Genomic DNA, 19,501 nt, shown 5'->3' on the forward strand with positions numbered 1-19,501 from the left:
AATCTGAAGAAATTCTTAAGAACTGGGATGTAGTATTTCAGTGTAGAGAAACTTTTCACACGTTTATTGCTACTAGCCTCCGGAAACACTAACGAATATAATAGGAGTATCAATAAATGAACAGGGTGAAAACATGCCACAAACAAAATTTTTCCACACTTTATATGCGCTCATTCTCCTTGCCTTACTTATCTATCTCGGTACAAAGATCGATTTTATCTTTTTACCGATAGTTGTTACATTCCAAACACTTTTCTTCCCCTTTTTAATTGCGGGATTACTCTTTTATCTCTTTCGTCCCATCGTTGTTCTTCTACATCAATATCGCATTCCCAAAGCATTATCTATCCTCCTGATCTACCTGGCCTTCATAGGAGTAGTAACTCTAGCTGTACTCTTAATTGGACCCGTGTTACAAGCGCAGTTTACCAGCCTGATTGAGCGCACTCCTGAGCTTATTTTTGATATTGAAAAACAGATAAATCACCTACAAAAAAACCCTTGGGTGATCGACATAATGAAACAAATCAATTTAGAAGAGTATACACAACAAGCTTCACAATATATTAGTGATGGACTCTCTACCATTGGCACCAATGTCGCTTCACTTATCGGAGTGATCACCAATATTGTACTAGCCTTTGTCACAGTACCCTTTATCCTCTTTTATATGTTAAAAGAAGGGGAAAAAGCGCCTGAACAAGTACTCAAACTTCTACCTACAAATCGTAGACAAGCAGGGCGTTCTATCCTTAGTGATATGGATCGTGCGATTAGTTCATTTATTCAAGGACAGGTCACCGTTAGCTTCTTTGTCGGTACACTTGCCTTGATCGGTTATTGGATCATTGGTTTGGACTACGCACTCTTGCTCGCCTTAGTAATGATGTTTACCAACGTCATTCCCTATATCGGTCCCTTCATCGGTACCGTTCCCGCTCTCATTGTCGGCTTTATCGATCGACCCATCATGGCACTCTATGTTCTCATCGTGGCCGTCATTGCCCAACAGCTAGAAGGGAATTTAATTTCACCATTAGTGATGGGAAAAACGCTTAACGTTCACCCTCTTACCATCATTGTTGTTTTATTGGTCTCAGGTAGTTTAGCTGGTTTCCTCGGATTATTATTAGCCGTTCCTACCTATGCTGTTTCCAAAGTAGTCGTCAGCCATGTGTATCAATTATGGCGCCTCCGCCTACACAGCGACTAAATCACCTAAAACCACCAAACCATACTAAAAGCGCCCCTGAACATCAGAGGCGCTTTTTCATCTTTCTAAAATACCGTTACCTTCGCTGCTCGCTCCATGAAATCCCAGTCATCATAATAAGTATCCGCTACCAAAATGTTTGGGCCACTACAACGCGCCTTTGGACAAAAACAATGGTGTTTTTGGGCGAGTGGATGCTGTAACCACTGCTCAAAAACCGATGTAAGCGTATCTGTATGAATGTTCCCCAGTGCTGAGACATCAGCGAAATCTGTAACGTAAATATCCCCACTAAAAATATTCGCATTCAAGCGATTGCGACCATCAGGATCGTGGCGTACAGTCACGTTAGAGGTATGGTGCAACTTCTGCCACAACACTCGATCCGCTTCTTTTTCGCTGCAGGGATAAAAAGGCAATGTGCCTAGCAACACCCATGTATCAGGGTTGCGAATTTCCAACAATGTTTCAATCGTCTCTCTAAATTGATCTAGTGTTAATGTTTCCATCCCACTAGCGAAATCACTAGGATATAGAGGGTGAACTTCATGTCGCTGACAACCCATCTCTACCACAGTGCGATGCATCTGTTCCATATACGAGGCCGTGTATGGGCTTAACAACGATTCGGCCGATACGAAGACACCGTTCTTGGTCAATATCTGCGCGTTTTCAATCATTCGATTATATAATTTCTCAGCTTGACTCAGACTCGCTTCTCGTGAGGCATGAGCAAAGACGATACGGTGAAAATCGTTAACATCCCGATAGTTGTAAGAGATATGTAACACATCTAGATCTTCTATCCAATCCTCATACCGAGATAGTGGTAAAGTCAAATTAGAATTTAATTGTGTATAAATGCCACGTTCCTTCGCATATGTTAAGAGCGGTTGAATCGTCTCTTTAACCACACGTGGATTGATGATCGGCTCTCCCCCGGTTAAACTTAACGTTTCCAAAGTATCAATCTCGTCTAAACGACGAATCAGCTTATCCACCGGAATCGGTATCCCTTCACGCTCCACTAAGCTCTCCCCTACCGCACAATGCTCACACCGTAAGTTACACAAATGAGTAACTGTGAACTCAACACTCGTCAACGCATAGGACCCTCTCTCTAAACGGTTATACCACGGATCCCACGGGTCCCATAGAGGTGAAATCTCTCTCTTCGCTGTTATTGTCATGGAATCCCTCCCCAAATGTCCATATCAAACAGAGGAGAGGCTGTCATTTTCCCTGCTCCCGAATGTAACGATGAGCAGTGAAAACACCCTCTCGCTCTGTTCGTATTCTTTATCCCTATACCGTTAAGCTTTAGGAGCGATCATGTTTTCCGGACGAACCACTTCATCAAATTTCTCCTCAGTGAGAAGCCCACTCGCCAATGCTGCTTCTTTCAGCGTTAACCCTTTTTGATGCGCATTCTTTGCTATCATCGCCGCATTCTCATATCCGATATGAGGGTTAAGTGCTGTGACCAACATAAGAGAGTTATTAAGGTACTCTGCAATCTTCTCATGGTTAGGTTCAATCCCAACTGCACACTTATCATGGAAAGAACGCATGCCGTCTGCTAAGAGGGTAGCTGATTGCAAGAAATTATATATGATGACCGGCTTGAAGACATTTAGTTCAAAATTGCCTTGACTCGCAGCAAAACTGATCGCCGTATCGTTCCCCATTACCTGCGCTACAACCATGGTGAGCGCTTCACTCTGAGTCGGGTTAACTTTTCCTGGCATAATGGAGCTGCCCGGTTCATTTGCAGGAATAGTAATTTCACCCAAACCACAACGCGGGCCACTTGCCAACCATCGCACATCGTTAGCAATTTTCATCAAGTCCGCCGCCAATGCCTTAAGAGCACCGTGTGTATACACCACTTCATCATGACTCGTTAGTGCATGAAATTTATTAGGTGCAGAAACAAACTCTTTGCCGGTCAGTTGACTAATTTCACTTGCCACCAACTCACCAAATCGAGGATGAGCATTAATACCTGTACCAACAGCGGTACCACCTATTGCAAGCTCTTTTAGATAGCGACTACTTTCCATAATCATCTGTTCACTTTTTTCCAGCATGCGATGCCACCCGCTGATTTCTTGTCCTAAAGTAAGTGGGGTTGCATCCTGTAGATGGGTACGTCCGATCTTTATAATATCCCTAAATTCTTCCATCTTTTCTGCCAAGGTATCTTTCAGCAAGACCAGTGCGGGCAGTACGTTGTCTTCAATCACAATTAAAGCTGCTACATGGAGCGCAGTCGGAAATGTATCATTCGAGCTTTGCGACATATTCACATCATCATTAGGATGAAGGCGTAAGTTACTCCCCTGTTCCGCTAAAATCTGATTGCCACGATGAGCGATCACTTCATTTGTATTCATGTTGGACTGCGTTCCGCTTCCCGTTTGCCACACCACCAGGGGAAAATGATCATTTAATTTACCGGCAATAACTTCATCCGCCGCTTGTACAATGGCGTCTGACTTCTCTTGCGGTAACTTCCCTAGCTTTTGGTTACTGATCGCCGCACTGCGCTTCAGCACTGCAAAAGCGCGAATCACTTCCAGCGGCATCGTCTCCTCACCAATTTTAAAGTTTTCTAAGCTGCGTTGCGTTTGAGCGGCCCACAATTTATCGACAGGCACTTTCATTTCACCTAAGGTATCTTTCTCAATGCGATATTCCATTGCTTCTCCTCCTTCATGTTTATGTATCCATCCGTATTTTATCATTTGTAGCACCGCAAGAAACCATCAATCGACATTTTCTTGTCCAAAGTTGTTGATGTTCTAATTTACATACTTCTTCGCATCCTTAATCTCCGAAATGATCCACTAATGGGAAGTGATCCCTCGCATGACTTCTGCAATTCGACTGAGACTATAAACACAAATACATTCCACTATAACGAAAGAAATAAGGTGAAAATATGAGATCGACCTGTACATCCCTTGGACTGCTTTTGTTCTCTTTATTATTACTCTTCCCTACTCAAACTGAAGCTACTTCATATAGGGACATCAGCAATGTACAACATGACTGGTACTTTAAAAAGAGCATCAACCACCAACCTGCTGAAACAGAACCTGAATTTAAAGAACTGCTTCAAAAGTACGATGGAATCTATATCGGCAATACAGAAAAAAAAGTGCTTTACCTCACTTTTGATAATGGCTATGAAAACGGATATACACATGAGGTATTGGATACCCTTCAGGACAAACATGTACCCGCTGCTTTTTTTGTCACTGGACATTATTTACAGGATCAACCAGAGCTTGTGAAACGCATGGTAAGTGATGGCCATATCGTTGGCAATCACTCGTGGAGCCATCCCGATTTCACGGATGTTAGCAATAAACAAATTACGGAAGAATTGAAACGGGTAAAGGACAAGTTTACTGCTATCACTGGTATAAAGGAAATGAAGTATTTGCGACCACCACGTGGAGTTTTTAGTGAACGCACACTCGCGCATAGCAATGAACTAGGCTATACCAATGTGTTTTGGTCACTTGCTTATCGCGACTGGGAAACGGATAAGCAGAAAGGATCCTCATACGCTTATGATAAAATCATGAACCAGGTTCACCCTGGTGCTATTCTACTCTTACATTCTGTAAGCAGAGATAATGCCAAGGCACTCCCCCGCATAATTGACGAATTAAAAAAAGAAGGGTACGAATTTCACAGTTTAGACCAATTTGAGCTCGAAAAAAGGCTCGATCCGCTCTTCATGTCGCCAAACACTTGAATTCGTCCCTCCTCCTTCTATAATATAAAGAGGAACGCATCACTTGTTTTAAATGATTGAGGTGACGAAGATGCCTTCTATCCTTCCTGAATGGACAAAATGGATTTATATTCCTTGGATTCTGTTTATGCTCTGGTTCTTTGCAACGGGTGGCTATTTTATGTTCCGAAAGTTTCTCAAGTCCATGCCCAGACAAGACGGCATATCTGATTTGGACTGGCAAGACTTCTATATTGATAAAACAAAAGACTTGTGGAGTGATGAGCAAAAAACACTGCTTAACGAGTTGGTACAGCCTGTTCCTGAACTCTTCCGTGATACCGCTAAGCAGACCATCGCAGGCAAAATTGGTGAGTTAGCATATAAAGAGAATGCAAATACAATGCGAGAAGACTTAATCGTACGTGGATATATTATGGCGACGCCAAAACGGGATCATAAATGGCTCATCGAAACGTTAGAAAAAAAGCAGATCGACTTAACACCATATCAGCAGTTACTACAATAAGAAATAGAAGAAGCCCTCTACATCGGATATAAAGAGGGCTTCTTCTTATATTCCCATAAAATAACAATTGATTGTCAGTACTTTATGTTCATGCTAATATTATCTGTGTGTAAAGATAGACCTTAATTTTAGAAAATCATAAAGGGTGAAGAATACGCCACTGCTTTTGATATAATCGCTTATATTTGTGATGTTCATACATTTTTAAAGGGGATGATTCCAATCCACGCTGGAATAATACTTGCTGCAGGTGTCGGCAATCGTTTTCAATCCGACAAACCCAAACAATATTTCACTATTGATGATAAGCCAATTTTATTTTACACAATTCAATCCATGCTAAAAGCCTCCATCCTTGATCGTATTATCATCGTATTTTCTAAACCATATCTGGAATACGGAGATAATATGATTAAAGAAACCTTTTCCCTCCAAGAGCAAACGCGCATCCATGTGTGTGCAGGTGGGGAGACAAGACAAGAGTCTCTATATAATGGGGTGCTGTATGCACAGCAGACATTTGACGCTCCTCAATTAAAAATTGTAAGCCATGATGCTGCTCGACCTTTATTGCCTGAAGAGGTAATTGATGAGAACATTGCGCTCATCCAACCTGGGAAAAGTGTAGATACGGTCAGACGTGTCTACGATACGATGTTATACAAAGACGAGAGTGGGAAAATAGATTTTATTGATCGTGATCGACTCTTTTCAGGACTAACCCCACAATCCTTTTATGCCCACGATTATCTAAACGCGTACGAACAGTTAGGTGATACTCACAGCACCTATACATGCGCTTGTTCGCTCATGGCTGCGGCTGGGTATGAGATTCTCCTATATATAACGAATCATCCCATTCATAAAGTAACCGTGCCAGAAGATGCTACTATCATAAAACAACATTTAAAGGAGTGGGCGCTTTGAAAAGCAAAAAGGTCATGCTTTATCTGCCCGAAAAATTACGTGTCGAAGAGGTAGAGATCAAAAAAAAAGGGATCATCGTTAAACCGAGCTACTTATCTGTCTGCAATGCGGATCTTCGCTATTACTATGGTGACCGTCCCAGTGAAGTCCTAAAAAAGAAATTGCCGCTCGTACTTATTCATGAAGCAGTCGGCAATGTTGTCTACAGTGATGATCCTGCTTTCGTTGAAGGTGACAATGTAGCCATCGTCCCCATCTCCCGTCATGTTTCACCACTAGCAGAAGAATACAACTACGATTATCCCGGGAGCACCTTTATGTCCAGTTCTGTTGACGGTTGTATGCAAACCTTGCTTCCACTTACCGGTGAAAATCTAGTGAAATTTAATGATATCGAACCCCAACATGGCACTGTCATTGAGGTAGCGACGATCGCTATGCAAGCAGTGAAGAGATTAAAGCGCTTCTACAATCGCCAACCACAAAAGATTGCAGTCTGGGGAACTGGTTCGGTTGCATTTTGGACAGCCCTTCTCCTCCGAGAAGCGATGCCAACAGCCCATATTACTGTGATTGGACGCTCGCCTAATAAATTAGAAGCCTTTTCTTTCGTTGATGAAACCATTCTTCATCAAGATATGGATTATAAAAATGAATTTGATTTGGTCGTGGAAGCTGTTGGCGGGTATGGCACACAAACCGTTATGACCAATGCGATAGATCTTGTTAAGCCCGTTGGCTGTATCTTAATGTTAGGGGTAAGCGAACAAGAAATAAATGTAAATACGCGAGGGTGGATGGAAAAAGGAATCATTATTCTTACCAGTCATCGCTCCACCTACGACGACTTCAAAGACGTAGTAGACATGATTGAAAGTTCTTCACTCGTCAAGGAAAATCTACACAAAAGTGTTTCCTACATTCAACATGTACAACAAGTGGAAGATATCCATGAAGCGTTTAATCAAGCTGGAAAACACCAGTTTAAAACAGTAATGAAGTGGGACCTATGCTAGAAAAAAGAGCCAGAACCGCACATAAGCGGCTCTGGCTCTCTATCTTTTTATACAGCTTGTTCTTCTTTATATTTATATTCGATAACTTCTTCTTCTTTCCGTTGAACAATCTCTGAACCACTTCGGTTTACAAAATCAACAATAAAGTTGGCCAAGCGCTCTGAATTGTTACTTGGCACATCACCGAAGTATTCAGTAACAAACCGCTTAACTTGACTGTTGTCACCTAAACGTTTGCTGATCTCTCTTTGCAACTCCAATTCCGTCCTACAAATAGAACCTGGGACAAACTCCTTGTAATCAAAGTAAAATCCACGACTATCTAAATAATCATCTAAGTCCTTTGCAAAGAAAACCACCGGCTTACCGAGAAGAGCAAACTCAAAAAAAGTAGAAGAGTAATCGTTTATCAGCATATCAGCAATCAGCATTAAGTTATTTACGTGCACATTACTAATATCTAAAAACTTATGCGCGTTTCGCTCACTCGGAGGTTGATAAGACGATTTCTTCATAGAAGGATGTTTCTTTAAAACAAGTACATAGTTATCATCAAAGTGATCGAGCACTTGATCAAAATCCATAAAATGATCTGCATCCACCCGACTTGAAAATCCTCTATAGGTAGGTGTATACAGTAAAACTTTTTTGTTCTCCAACTGAGGGTAGTTTTCATATAATCTTGCTTTTTTCTTCATCATATAATCTTCATCAAAAAGAAGATCCACACGTGGATTAAATATACCCTCAAGAATTTCCCCTTGTGCAAATGACTCTTTATACTTTTCACGGAAGCGATATCCAGGATCTAATACATAATCATATACATGAATGATCTGCAATTCATCCTTTTCCTCATTGTCGAGACGTACCAAATTATCGACATTGGCAAGACCAAACTTTTTAAACGCACCGAGAGCATGCCATGTTTGAATAATAATTTGATCATCATTTCGATCAAGGTACTTAATTAAGCGACAAACGTCCTCCACAAGAATCACTTCGCTCGTCGCCATCAAATATGGCATTCGGATCAGTCTGGTAACTATGCTTTGTCCAAAGTAGTTATTATATCTATACATCTTCAGACCATCATATTGCTTCAGTTCTCTTTTCAACAATCTATATTGAACGGGACTAACCCCACCAGAACCTAATGAGAGTATCCTTCCTTGCTTGACACGCACTACTTTTTGCAAAAGCCGTGCAAGATAAGGTGTTACTTCTCTCTGACAAAATCTCCCTAATCTTGTGTTCTGTTTCATAAAAGAGGGTCGTAAAAATATTTGCGCCAGTTTCGTTCTCACAATTTTGTTTAAAACCTTCTTCATTATTCTTTTCATACGGGAACACCTCAGTATCATTAATAATAAAGCAGAGGCTCACAATAGTACATTATATTGCCTGATCGACGTTGATGTCAATACAGATAAACCATTTAAGGTATTACATTTAATGTAAATTATTTAATTTGCGCTCTCTCCTGCTATTTAACTATGCGTTCACTTTCATTTCTGCATGAAACATTTTTGTAATCTCTTTGTAATATATTACACGATCATTTCTCTACTAGCAAAGAAAAAACGAAGAACTCTTTCCTATCATTTAGGTTCTTCGTTTTTGACTTATTATTCCTCATTTCTTTTCACTTACAGGAAGTGTGTCTCCTTCCTCTCTCCCTTCCAATAAATTGATGACCTCCTTACGCTGTTTTTCTGCCACATCGACAGAAATCGTATGATGCTGTTCTAATTCTTGAATTGCTTCATGTTCAGCATATAATGCCTGACGAATTGCTCGCTTACTCTGTTCCTCATGCAAATCAGGGTTACTTTCATACAAACGACGGATCGACTCCTGCACTTCTTCCAAACGCTCATCGTATTGAGTGAGTAACTCTTGATAAGTAAGTGGTGAAATCAATGCTTGTTGACGTAGTAGTGCCAACTCCTTCTTCCCTGCTAAATAACGTTGGATTCGAGCAATTTGTTCTTCATACTTGGTTTCCTGCTCTTTCGTGTTCTTCAACTGTAGCAAGCGTGCTAGCGGACCCACTGTCATTCCTTGAATAATTAGCGAGAAAAGGACCACACTGAAACTGAGAACCAACAAATCTTCACGACCTGCGAAATCAGTCGGCAAGCTTAAAGCTAATGCAATTGACAAAGAGCCTCTCAATCCACCCCAATTCACGATATGCTTCCACTTCCAAGACATATTTTTGAGTCCGCCTATAGTGGTATACACAGCTACGCTCCGCGCCAATAACACAATCACAATCCCTAATAAAGCCATGCCCCACTTAGCACTTACATCAATACGATTAATTTCTAATCCAACCATCAAAAAGACGAGTGAATTGGCGAGCAATGCCAATACATCCCAAAAAATGCGGATGTTTAGTTTTGTCGTTGGTGTCATTCCTCTTTTAGCCCCATAATTACCGAAGATCAGCCCTGCAGTCACAACGGCGATCACTCCGGAGAGATGAAAATGCTCTGCCACGAAAAAAACACCATAAAACAAAATCATAGAGAAAATAATTTCTAATGGATAATCATCATAGATGCGTATCAATTGGGAGAAAAGGAATGCGAAAATAGCACCCACCGCCATTCCTCCCACTGCCATCACGATAAATTTCCACAATCCCATTCCCAGTCCCATCACTCCTGCATCTAAATAAAGCATAAGACTCGTAGAGGAAATAGCAAACAATACAACGGCAAGACCATCATTAACTAAACTTTCTCCTTCCATAATTGTCGATAAACGATGATCGACACCCAACCCTTTAAAAATAGATAGCACGCTTACCGGGTCTGTCGCTGCCATTAAAGCAGCAAATGTAAACGCCACTGATACAGATAAACCAATCCATTCCATCGACAGCATTCCGATCAAAATGTAAGAAATTAATGTACCTCCAACAGCAAGTAATAAGATCGGAAGTTTATTCTCCAATAAGTGAGAAAACGGGAGTTTTAACGTCGCCTCGCCCAACAACGCAGGTAAGAAAATAGAGATAACTGCAAAACGAAAAACCTCATCCTCAGCCACAAAATCCTTTAATTCTTCTAATGCTGGAATTGGAAGTATCCCAATCACTGTACCTACGATAACCAACGCAATCGGATAAACCACATTTAGTTTTTTCGCAATCGCAGTAACAGCTGCCGCAATCGCCAGTAACAATAAGATAAGTTCAAATTGATTTTCCATAGGATCCTCCTACCATACCAATGTTTATTCTTTATTATTTTAACTGAACGTATGGTAAAAATCTTGCTAAAAACCACGTCTGATATGAACAAGACGTGGTTTACGCAATAGATGTTCTATATACATTGCCCTGACACACACACTTTTACTTACTCGCGTAGAGGTTGATCATCACTTGCATCCATGGTGTCCTCATCTGGTGGTGGCTCCGGATCTCCTTCTGTCGGTGGTGGCTCTGACTCCTCTGGCTCCTCTTCTTCTCCATCAGACTCTCCTTCTCCAGAAGGATCGATCTCTTCTTCTCCAGGAGAGTCTTCTTCCGCTCTTTCCTCAGCATTTACTTCCTCTTCTAGAGAAGATTGCTCAGACTCACCATCATCTAAATACACCATAATAGAGGGGATAGATACTGCCTTTATCATCGAATAGTATCCCGTTGAGCTCTCTGGACCAGTCGCAACGACACGGTAGAAATAAGCAATCTGTCTTGCCCCCACTTGAGTATCTGTCAACTGACCCGCACTTGTCACACCAATACTTTTCCATGTGCGTCCATCTGTAGACCGCTCTACTCGATACATTATATCTGGGCTATAATCTTCCCAATTCAACTTTACACTTCGACTGCTGGCAACGTATTTCAATGTTAGCCACTGGGGAGCACGAACTAAGGTAGGCTCTGGAACACCTGGGTTAACAAACACTGAACCTTGTTTATCCTTTAGAATATCCGACATCACGGTATGAAAGAGTTTGGCTGGATAATTGTCACCAGTAATCTTCGTCCCACTCAACATGTTAAATACATTAACTGACATTAAATATTGATTGGTGTAGCCGATAAACCACCCCACAGAGCGATCACCGTTGTCACCGGTAAATCCTGCTACTTCATGTCCTTTAATCCTTGCTTCTTTACCTTTACCAACGGACACGTGATACTGCAAAATACGAGTCATATAATATGCAGTCTGCTCATCTAACTGTTGCCGTGGTTTTGTTTTAGGCAAGTGTTGTTCGTCTCCGTTATATAAAATCTTACGAATCCCACCTGCCTCTACTGCTACCCCCTGATTTGCAAAAGGAATATACGCTTCTGCCATATCCAGCGCATTTACCCCTTTTTTTGTATGTCCCATTGCTAGGGCTTCTACTGATGATTTTTCTACTGCCTCTAGCTCAAATCCGAAATTTTTAGCATAGGTGGAAGAAGTTTCTGCCCCCAGCTGATCTTCGATTGTCCATGCAGAATTGATATTGAGGGATTTGGCCGCTGCCTCTTTTAAAGGGAGATCACCATAAATTCGACCATCCGTATTGTGAGGTTGCCAACCTTCCACTTGATACGCAGCTGGATCACGAACAACGCTATATTCATCATAATTTTCCTCTTCAATCAATGGCGCATAAACCGAAATGGGTCGAATTGCCGTACCTGGTTGAATGTAGGTTTCCACTGTGCGTAATGGAAAACTTGGCATATAACTTGTTCCTTTAGGAAGCTGAACAGACTCCTTCTTCTTCACAGTTTCTTTCTTATTTTTCGTTTCTGGTTGTGGCCGCATATAGTACCGCCCACCCCCGATCGCCAAGATCTCCCCTGACTTTGGATCCACAACTGTTGCTCCCGCATCAATCTCATTATTGTGGTCAAAAATATCATCATCTTTTAACGCATGATCTAGCGATTCTTGAATTCGAGGGTCGAGACTGGTGTATATTTCGTAACCTCCAGTCGTTACTTCTTCAGCTGTCAGTTCATACCGCTCCTGCGCTTCTAACAGAATATAGTGCGTATAGCTCTGATAGTTTACATCGAAATACTGTTCAAAGAAGGCTTTATCCACACCCAGATCCTTCTCTTGATATTTCTTCAACTCCGTTTGTGGAATAAGTCCCTCCCTTGCCATAATAAAAAGAACAACATTACGTCTCTCCAATGCTCGCTCTGGATCATGGTAAGGGTTATAATCCGTAGGTGCTTTAGGCAAACCTGCTAATAATGCAATTTCGTGAGGCTCTAATTCCTCTTTCGTAATATCCTTACCAAAATAAACTTTAGATGCTAATTTAACTCCCATCACTTGATTACCAAAAGGAATATAGTTTAAATATGCCGTCAAAATCTCTTCCTTACTATATTGTGACTCTATCTTTTTAGAAACAATTAATTCTTTCACTTTACGCTTATATGTTTTCTGTCTTGTTCCCATCACTACATTGCGGGCTACTTGCATCGTTATCGTGCTGGCACCTTCTGCTTTACTCATCTCTTGAATATTCACCTTAAAAGCTCGGGCCATCCCTTTGTAATCGATACCACCATGTTGATAAAAGCGTCGATCTTCAACTGCCACAAACGTTTTCATCAACATCTCTTTCGAAGGCACTTTCTCCATATCTACATATTCTCGTTTCGGTCCCAATACACCGATAGCTTCATCATTTTTGTCATAGATGGTGGAGCCAAATTGAATATTATTCATCTTATCAAATGGAATCGCATCCGTTGTAAAATAGAGATATGCAAATGAAGCAAGCACGAGTAACACTCCCACTGTCATGAACAACAGGATACCCTTTATCAACTTTAAAGAAATACGCGCTATCCCCTTAATGCTCCATCTCTTTCTGATATCATCGTCCGTTTTCTTCCTCCGGCGACTCCATCTCCACTTTGCGACAGTCTTTAATCTCTCCCCTATGTTCATGAAACCCCCATCCCACTCATTCTCTGTGAGCATCAGATGTTTTCTCTAATCTGTCCCCCGCAATACATACGATCTAATTTTTTCTCTCTTTAATTCTTCTCTTTTTCTTTTCTACTATGTATTTGAAAAATCCTTTTTAAATATCCAAATCCACACTAATTCAACATCTTCTACAAAACTCTTTACAAATGAAATAAAAAAAGCGCTATAACCGTGCGCTTTTTACTTGACTCTTTCTATATATACTAATTTTATCCTAATATAGACATTGTTCACCCATTTATTCGTTTTATTTCTATTATTCATGATTTTTTATTGATCATGTTAGGTTTACAAGCTCACACTTCGCTTTAACGAATGGAAGACGATCTTCCCGTTGGATAATCGCCTCTCCACCCCTCATAATCACCCAGCCATGCGCTTTAACGCCTCACGACCGCTCATACCCACTTTAATACCGATTGATTCTGCAAAGCCCGTCACTGACTCTAGTGGTGCTGTCAATAAATCATCTAATGAGCGCACGCCTACAGCTCGTCCCGCCAAAATATTTCGGTCAGCTAGTTTCTCATTTAATAATCCGACATCTAATGCTCCACACATGATGTAACCTCTCTTCGTGCTGATCACCAGTAGTGTTGTCTTCGGGAGCTCCACTTCAACTCCTACCACTTGAATACCATCAACCTCTAAAGGTGTCACTCGAACCATGGCTGATCCCCCTTGCTATCCGCTATTCCATATACCATATGTAAGCGAGCGAGAAGAGGTTCGTCTATCTTACACCATGAGTGCAATTACAATTGCTACACTTACGCACCAACAGTAGATTGCAAAAGGACGCAAGCGTGTATTATCCATCAGGTTCATAAACCATTTGATTCCTACTACCGCCGATAAAAAAGAGACGAGCACTGCTGTTACATAGGGACCCGCTGCAAAATAAGAGCTTCCACCCTCATCCAGGTAGTCCAATAGCTGAAGTAAAGCTCCCCCTCCAATAACCGGAATCGCTAATAGAAACGAGTAATTAAGTGCCGTTTTCTTATCTAGCCCGCGCATCAGCCCAGCCACTACGGTTGCCCCCGAACGAGAAATACCGGGGATGAGTGCGACTCCTTGTGCCAATCCGATCCAGAGCGCATCTGATATCTTCAAATCACCTGTACGCTTCAATCCACTTTTCCCATCCAACCACCATAAGAACAATCCTGTTACAAATAGTGAGCAAGCGATCACAGGAAGCGATTTTGCATGCTGTTCCAATATATCTTGAAAAAGAACAACCATCACACCTGTAACAACCGTACTTATTAGCAAGTAGATACCCATCATAAATGGAGTGCGATCCACTTGCTTACGGGTAAGGGGATAACGCACTAAGCCAATGATAATCTGCACAATATCCTTCCAGAAAAATATAAATACAGCCAATAATGAACCAAAATGTAATAGTAGTTCAAACGCGAGATCGGGTTCATCTACCCCCAGTATCTTTTCCGCAATAACCAAGTGTCCAGAACTGCTGATGGGTAAAAATTCAGTTAATCCTTGAACCAACCCCAGAATAATTGCCTCAATCCATGTTTCTAAGTTGCCCAAAGCTATCTCTCCTCTATCCGTATCTATATGGTAGCAACTTCTCTATTCTATATGAAAATATGAAAATACCATAGTCTTTAATTTTTAATGTATTTGTGTCTGAGTAGATGATTTTTTGAAAATAGCTTTCCCATCCTGTACCATTTTCATCTTAAGCATTTCTACCAAATACACACCCACCATTTGCATCACTTCATCATCACCCATCTCTTCAATCAAACGCAAGATATCTTCGCGAGACTGCTCCTCTAAGATACTGAGCACAATATTAACAGCTGTTTCTTCATCCCCCTCCAATTCATCACGATAGAGTGAATACACCTCATCTACAAAACGCATACAGATCCTCCTTCTATTTTATTCATCCTTTGAGACTACCCGCCAACGTTGCTTATAGCTCTCTTCAATTTCCTTTGGGTTTTGCAACGCATCGCTAAGGACATCGCGCAGAAACTCAGGTAACTCATAATCAACTTTTTTTCCTTCTTTAAGCTTAAGATACCCGATTCCAAAGGTAAACATATCGATTGTTGCCACTCGATACATCTTTTCATCCTTTAATGTATCATTTCCCAAGCAAATATGGGAGATTTTCTGGGAGGGTGGTTTCTCTGGATGATAATAAACATCGATTCCAGACACATTTAACATACCCAATCGTTTCCCTCGGAAGCCAAAGCCTTTAATTTTCTTCTCTTGAAACTCAAGAAGAAGGGACTCCTCTAACGTTTCCCTAATCTGCTTACCAGTCAATACAGTCATACACGGGTTAATCGGGTGCGGACAAATTTCATGAATTCGCTTACGTGTAATCTTGCCTTGCTCTAAGTGATCTAAAACTTGACCCGCATTCACCAAAGCCAATTCTGCTCCAATCCATCTCCGTAGCCCATCAGCTAGTAAGTTGCCTAAGGGGGATTCGTTATACCAATCGATCGTCAAACGCTGATTTAACTGCACGAGAGGTGACGACAAGTTCTCCTCAGCACTCTTTTTTTCCGCTTCGATGATGCGCACTGTTTCCTTGTCTGCTTCCTCAGCCTCACTGGCGTAGCAAGTCCCCGTTATCGATAAAAGAGTATGAGTGGTCGCACCTACTTCAATAACGGTATGCCCTATATGCTCGGCAAACTTACCCGCTGCAGCAATCCATGTCTGATTCAACTTCTCTGGTTCCTCCAAAAGGTGATGGGTATGCGCGCCCAATATAAGATCAATTCCTTCGATCTCCGCCGCAATACGCCGATCATGGGGTAGACCTAGATGGGAGAGCAGGACTAGTACATCTACCTCTGGTCTCAATTGATTGACATAAGCAGGTAACATCAAAAAAGGCTCTTCCACATTCCAACCTAACAAGTGATAAAACGGTTGATAGGGAATCGTAACACCAAGAAAACCTACTTTTACCCCCAATCGCGTCTGAATAGAACTTCTTAACAACCAAGATGGACGAGGTGTTCCTTCCATTTCACTCACATTGGTCCCCACTACATCGTAAGGAACCTTTTCATATAAGGAATATAAATCTTCCTTAGAAAGAGTGAGTAACTCGTTATTTCCAAGTGTAATCACTTCATACTGAGCATGCTTTAGCACTTTTTTGTTAGCTAAACCCGCACTTCCCTCAGTAATTACATGACTGCGATCCAAGTGATCGCCTACATCTACCGTAATACAAGCATCCTGCTCGCTTGTCCATTCTTTGCGCAATCGGCGCAAACAACTTGTCACTTGTGGCATGCGAGCAAAAAAACTGTGAATATCATTCGTATGCAGCAGATGAATCCTTTTTGTCAATCTCACAGCCCCCCTTATTTCGTTAAAGTAGTCCGTTATATACCATTCTGACAACAATCAGCACAACCAATGCAACAAAGAGATTGTAGATCATGCGGTCAGATAGATACTTAGAGAGCCAAGCTCCAAGGCGCCCACCAAACCATGCACCTGGTGCAATAAAGAGAACAGCTTCCCACAAAATATGCCCCTGATAGATATTAATCAAACTACCGAGCAGAGAAGAGAAGAGAATAACGTACATAGAGGTTGAAGTTGCTACTTGTGTAGGGAAACGAAATATGATCAGCATCATCGGGACCAATAATATACCGCCCCCTACTCCAAATGTACCTGAAATTACCCCCACAATAAAACAGAAAGGAAGAGCGACTTTCTTACTGTATCCATAAAAGTGGATATTCCCTTCCCTATCCGTATAGCTTCGATTAATGCTCCAAGCAACATGCTGACTGGGCTGCCACTTCTTACGAAAGAAAAATATACACATATTAAATACCATGAAAATAGCAAAAGCGAGCGAAAACTGCTCTGCTTCAAATAAACTAGCGATATAAACACCTAAAACAGCTCCAGGTCCACATGCTGCAAAAAAAAGGGTGCCGCTCACAACATCTACTTTTTTCTGCTTGACGTACGATAAAGTAGAAGATAAAGCTGTCAATACAATCAAGGTGAGTGAAGTTCCCACCGCCTCTTGCGGGGTGAGCGAGGTATAATTAGAAAAATAAGCACCCATCATCAGCAACCCTGGCACAATGATAAAGCCTCCTCCTAATCCCACCAAACTACCCATTGTGCCCGCTATTAATCCGATTAATAGTAATACGACTAACTCTAACATGGTTATCCTCCGATATCTCTAACTAATACTTATCGAGCCATCTCTTGTATTATACCGCAATGCTGGAATGAGAGCGATTCACTTCCTGCACCCTTACTCCAATAAAGATAGTTGGCGTGCCGCTAATCCTTCTAATTTAATTCCAAGTACTTTTATCAATTCTTTTGCATTTGGAGCGGCATCTCCTTGTGAATTGTTGTTAAAAAGAATCGTTACTTGCTCTGCTTGCTGTTGTAATGCAAGGATATGCTCCTTCCACTCTCTTAGCTCTTCTTCACTATATCGGTACGCATACCGTACTTCACGCCAATCGGGGCGGCCTTTTCCATTCCAAGCAGCATGATTGCGACCATGAAAACGAATTAACGCCTGGTGAGGATGAGTTGCCACTGGAACAAGTGGCACACATCCAGCGCCTGCCTGAGGTTCATCACACACCACATGGATGAGATTTTCCTGCTTTAACAAAGCAAGCGTACGTGCGCGAAAAGCAGGTGTATACCAACTTTGATGGCGAAATTCAATCGCGAGCGGAAGATTAGCATACGTTTGGCGGCAGCGACGTATGTACTGCACATGCTCTCTCGTGCAATCAAACCATGGTGGAAACTGAAAGAGTAGCGCTGTTAATCTCCCCGCATCAACAAAGGGAGTAATTGCTTCCGCAAATACATGAAATATCTCTTTCATTCCACGTTCTGGCGCACCTTTTGGTCGTCCATGTCCTGTCATCTCCCGATAAGCTTTGACAACAAACTGAAAGGATGGTGGGGTTTCTTCCACCCAATGCTGACATCGCATTGCCGTGGGTATTGCGTGGTAACTGCTATCTACTTCTACCACCGGGAAGTGCCCCGCATAGGCGGCCAGTTTCTCATGAGAAGGAGTTCCAGGTGTATATAGGACATCATGATCCCCCCATCCACACACCCCTACCTGCACTTTATTCAACACTTCTATCTCTCCCCTATTTATGATAATTTCCACTATCCTATCACAAATCATAAATAAAAAACGCCCCCTACACACATATCCTCTGAGTGTGAAGAGGGCCGCCAATCACTATATTGTTTGCCGTCCTTCCGCTTTAGAGTCAGGTTAGCACACGATGCTGATTGATCAATTCCTCTCTACAGTGGCGATACAGTTCCAAATCAAGCTGGTTCCGCTGTATAATGAGCCGTCTCAACCTATCTGGAACATCTTGTTTGCGTACCCTTTCAACACTTTTATTCTCCCTCGTATAGTTAACATCTCTCCATCCATAACGCTGTTTCATCACTTCCAGCGATTCTGGATATAGATCGGTAATTCCCACTACAGAAAAGTGTCGCTGCAGATGATCCATCGCTTCGCCCAAACTAAACTTTCTTAAATCTCCGGATATTAATCGAACCTGATGATTTTGTAGAGGAACTTGAAACCGAGGGTCATCAATAAATTCCGCAAAGCTGATTTTCTTTACCGGTATATGAGCCGGATTTTGTGAGCGGCTACAAATATAGTTGTATAAAGAGACCACACGTTGAAAGGGATGACGAATAAACGTCATATAGGTAGTAGGTCGGTGGAAACGAGTATGGATCCCATAAGGGAAGTGCCCATACATTGCCTTCACTTTTCTTTGTTCTCTTATCGAAAGTTGGTTAATGCCGTTAGCAGGAAAGTGCGGAGTGATTCGCAGAAGCTCTTTTTTACGATATTGCTTTTCCATGATCCGCCTCATGGTTACCCCACCCGTTTTCGGGACATGGAGAAAAATTAAAATCGGCTTAGTCATAGCCTAATCCCCTTATATAAAAAATTAATCCGCTTGTCGCCTCCATCCCACATGAGCAAAACCCTGAGAATAGACGATCGCTGGCAAGTACATCTCACCTTCATCTTTT

Annotated in this window: 17 protein-coding genes; 5 read left to right on the forward strand and 12 right to left on the reverse strand. The window is 41.7% G+C overall.

Going from position 1 to position 19,501, the window contains the following annotated elements; all coding sequences use genetic code 11:
• Nucleotides 1-133 precede the first annotated feature (133 nt).
• Nucleotides 134-1,213, forward strand: coding sequence for an AI-2E family transporter (locus NXZ84_RS09580; protein WP_258840027.1), 1,080 nt, complete (start codon nucleotides 134-136; stop codon nucleotides 1,211-1,213).
• 65 nt (nucleotides 1,214-1,278) lie between these two features.
• On the opposite strand, the gene yfkAB is transcribed toward NXZ84_RS09580, so the two are convergent.
• Together yfkAB and fumC are read right to left on the reverse strand one after the other, a co-directional pair.
• Nucleotides 1,279-2,403 (reverse strand): radical SAM/CxCxxxxC motif protein YfkAB, encoded by a 1,125-nt coding sequence (yfkAB, locus tag NXZ84_RS09585; protein WP_258840028.1) that lies wholly within the window; start codon nucleotides 2,401-2,403, stop codon nucleotides 1,279-1,281.
• A gap of 123 nt (nucleotides 2,404-2,526) precedes the next feature.
• On the reverse strand, nucleotides 2,527-3,915 hold the full coding sequence (fumC, locus tag NXZ84_RS09590) for a class II fumarate hydratase (protein ID WP_258840029.1): 1,389 nt from the start codon (nucleotides 3,913-3,915) through the stop codon (nucleotides 2,527-2,529).
• 242 nt (nucleotides 3,916-4,157) lie between these two features.
• Between fumC and pdaA the strand changes: the two genes are divergently transcribed.
• The 4 genes from pdaA (at nucleotide 4,158) to NXZ84_RS09610 (ending at nucleotide 7,433) form a co-directional block, all read left to right on the forward strand.
• A complete protein-coding gene (pdaA, locus tag NXZ84_RS09595; RefSeq protein ID WP_258840030.1) occupies nucleotides 4,158-4,982 on the forward strand; it encodes a delta-lactam-biosynthetic de-N-acetylase in 825 nt (274 codons plus the stop codon).
• 52 nt (nucleotides 4,983-5,034) lie between these two features.
• The gene (locus NXZ84_RS09600; protein ID WP_258840031.1) at nucleotides 5,035-5,490 is read left to right on the forward strand and encodes a DUF2621 domain-containing protein; all 456 of its coding nucleotides are present in this window, start codon (nucleotides 5,035-5,037) and stop codon (nucleotides 5,488-5,490) included.
• Between the two features lie 213 nt (nucleotides 5,491-5,703).
• Nucleotides 5,704-6,417 (forward strand): IspD/TarI family cytidylyltransferase, encoded by a 714-nt coding sequence (locus tag NXZ84_RS09605; protein WP_258840032.1) that lies wholly within the window; start codon nucleotides 5,704-5,706, stop codon nucleotides 6,415-6,417.
• Nucleotides 6,414-7,433, forward strand: coding sequence for an alcohol dehydrogenase catalytic domain-containing protein (locus NXZ84_RS09610; protein ID WP_258840033.1), 1,020 nt, complete (start codon nucleotides 6,414-6,416; stop codon nucleotides 7,431-7,433). Before NXZ84_RS09605 ends, NXZ84_RS09610 begins: the two co-directional genes overlap by 4 nt.
• A 47-nt stretch (nucleotides 7,434-7,480) precedes the next feature.
• Here NXZ84_RS09610 and NXZ84_RS09615 read toward each other — a convergent pair whose 3' ends face one another.
• From NXZ84_RS09615 to NXZ84_RS09660, 10 genes are all read right to left on the reverse strand, one after another.
• Complete coding sequence (locus NXZ84_RS09615; RefSeq protein WP_258840034.1) at nucleotides 7,481-8,776, reverse strand: CDP-glycerol glycerophosphotransferase family protein; 1,296 nt, start codon at nucleotides 8,774-8,776, stop codon at nucleotides 7,481-7,483.
• Between the two features lie 292 nt (nucleotides 8,777-9,068).
• Nucleotides 9,069-10,655 (reverse strand): cation:proton antiporter, encoded by a 1,587-nt coding sequence (locus tag NXZ84_RS09620; RefSeq protein WP_258840035.1) that lies wholly within the window; start codon nucleotides 10,653-10,655, stop codon nucleotides 9,069-9,071.
• Nucleotides 10,656-10,804: 149 nt separating this feature from the next.
• On the reverse strand, nucleotides 10,805-13,366 hold the full coding sequence (locus tag NXZ84_RS09625; protein ID WP_258840036.1) for a transglycosylase domain-containing protein: 2,562 nt from the start codon (nucleotides 13,364-13,366) through the stop codon (nucleotides 10,805-10,807).
• A 405-nt stretch (nucleotides 13,367-13,771) separates the two neighbouring features.
• The gene (locus tag NXZ84_RS09630; RefSeq protein ID WP_258840037.1) at nucleotides 13,772-14,077 is read right to left on the reverse strand and encodes a YunC family protein; all 306 of its coding nucleotides are present in this window, start codon (nucleotides 14,075-14,077) and stop codon (nucleotides 13,772-13,774) included.
• Nucleotides 14,078-14,146: 69 nt separating this feature from the next.
• The gene (locus NXZ84_RS09635; RefSeq protein WP_258840038.1) at nucleotides 14,147-14,968 is read right to left on the reverse strand and encodes an undecaprenyl-diphosphate phosphatase; all 822 of its coding nucleotides are present in this window, start codon (nucleotides 14,966-14,968) and stop codon (nucleotides 14,147-14,149) included.
• An 84-nt stretch (nucleotides 14,969-15,052) separates the two neighbouring features.
• Nucleotides 15,053-15,307, reverse strand: coding sequence for a DUF6154 family protein (locus tag NXZ84_RS09640; RefSeq protein WP_258840039.1), 255 nt, complete (start codon nucleotides 15,305-15,307; stop codon nucleotides 15,053-15,055).
• 18 nt (nucleotides 15,308-15,325) lie between these two features.
• Nucleotides 15,326-16,768 carry a bifunctional metallophosphatase/5'-nucleotidase gene (locus NXZ84_RS09645; RefSeq protein ID WP_258840040.1) on the reverse strand — a complete coding sequence of 481 codons (1,443 nt, stop codon included), beginning with the start codon at nucleotides 16,766-16,768 and terminating at the stop codon, nucleotides 15,326-15,328.
• A 22-nt stretch (nucleotides 16,769-16,790) separates the two neighbouring features.
• Complete coding sequence (locus NXZ84_RS09650; protein WP_258840041.1) at nucleotides 16,791-17,612, reverse strand: sulfite exporter TauE/SafE family protein; 822 nt, start codon at nucleotides 17,610-17,612, stop codon at nucleotides 16,791-16,793.
• 93 nt (nucleotides 17,613-17,705) lie between these two features.
• Complete coding sequence (locus NXZ84_RS09655; protein ID WP_258840383.1) at nucleotides 17,706-18,563, reverse strand: DUF72 domain-containing protein; 858 nt, start codon at nucleotides 18,561-18,563, stop codon at nucleotides 17,706-17,708.
• Between the two features lie 142 nt (nucleotides 18,564-18,705).
• Nucleotides 18,706-19,392: a sulfotransferase family protein gene (locus NXZ84_RS09660; RefSeq protein ID WP_258840042.1), complete on the reverse strand. Its 687-nt coding sequence runs from the start codon at nucleotides 19,390-19,392 to the stop codon at nucleotides 18,706-18,708.
• Nucleotides 19,393-19,501: the final 109 nt, after the last annotated feature.

This window comes from Mechercharimyces sp. CAU 1602, assembly GCF_024753565.1.
Classification (GTDB): Bacteria; Bacillota; Bacilli; order Thermoactinomycetales; family JANTPT01; genus Mechercharimyces.

Coding starts and splice junctions, on each gene's coding strand:
- NXZ84_RS09630 (WP_258840037.1), bottom strand. CDS start 14,077: ATGGTTCGAGTGACACCTTTAGAGGTTGATGGTATTCAAGTGGTAGGA.
- NXZ84_RS09640 (WP_258840039.1), bottom strand. CDS start 15,307: ATGCGTTTTGTAGATGAGGTGTATTCACTCTATCGTGATGAATTGGAG.
- NXZ84_RS09600 (WP_258840031.1), top strand. CDS start 5,035: ATGATTGAGGTGACGAAGATGCCTTCTATCCTTCCTGAATGGACAAAA.
- NXZ84_RS09650 (WP_258840041.1), bottom strand. CDS start 17,612: ATGTTAGAGTTAGTCGTATTACTATTAATCGGATTAATAGCGGGCACA.
- NXZ84_RS09625 (WP_258840036.1), bottom strand. CDS start 13,366: ATGAACATAGGGGAGAGATTAAAGACTGTCGCAAAGTGGAGATGGAGT.
- NXZ84_RS09660 (WP_258840042.1), bottom strand. CDS start 19,392: ATGACTAAGCCGATTTTAATTTTTCTCCATGTCCCGAAAACGGGTGGG.
- NXZ84_RS09615 (WP_258840034.1), bottom strand. CDS start 8,776: ATGAAAAGAATAATGAAGAAGGTTTTAAACAAAATTGTGAGAACGAAA.
- pdaA (WP_258840030.1), top strand. CDS start 4,158: ATGAGATCGACCTGTACATCCCTTGGACTGCTTTTGTTCTCTTTATTA.
- NXZ84_RS09580 (WP_258840027.1), top strand. CDS start 134: ATGCCACAAACAAAATTTTTCCACACTTTATATGCGCTCATTCTCCTT.
- yfkAB (WP_258840028.1), bottom strand. CDS start 2,403: ATGACAATAACAGCGAAGAGAGAGATTTCACCTCTATGGGACCCGTGG.
- NXZ84_RS09620 (WP_258840035.1), bottom strand. CDS start 10,655: ATGGAAAATCAATTTGAACTTATCTTATTGTTACTGGCGATTGCGGCA.
- NXZ84_RS09605 (WP_258840032.1), top strand. CDS start 5,704: ATGATTCCAATCCACGCTGGAATAATACTTGCTGCAGGTGTCGGCAAT.
- fumC (WP_258840029.1), bottom strand. CDS start 3,915: ATGGAATATCGCATTGAGAAAGATACCTTAGGTGAAATGAAAGTGCCT.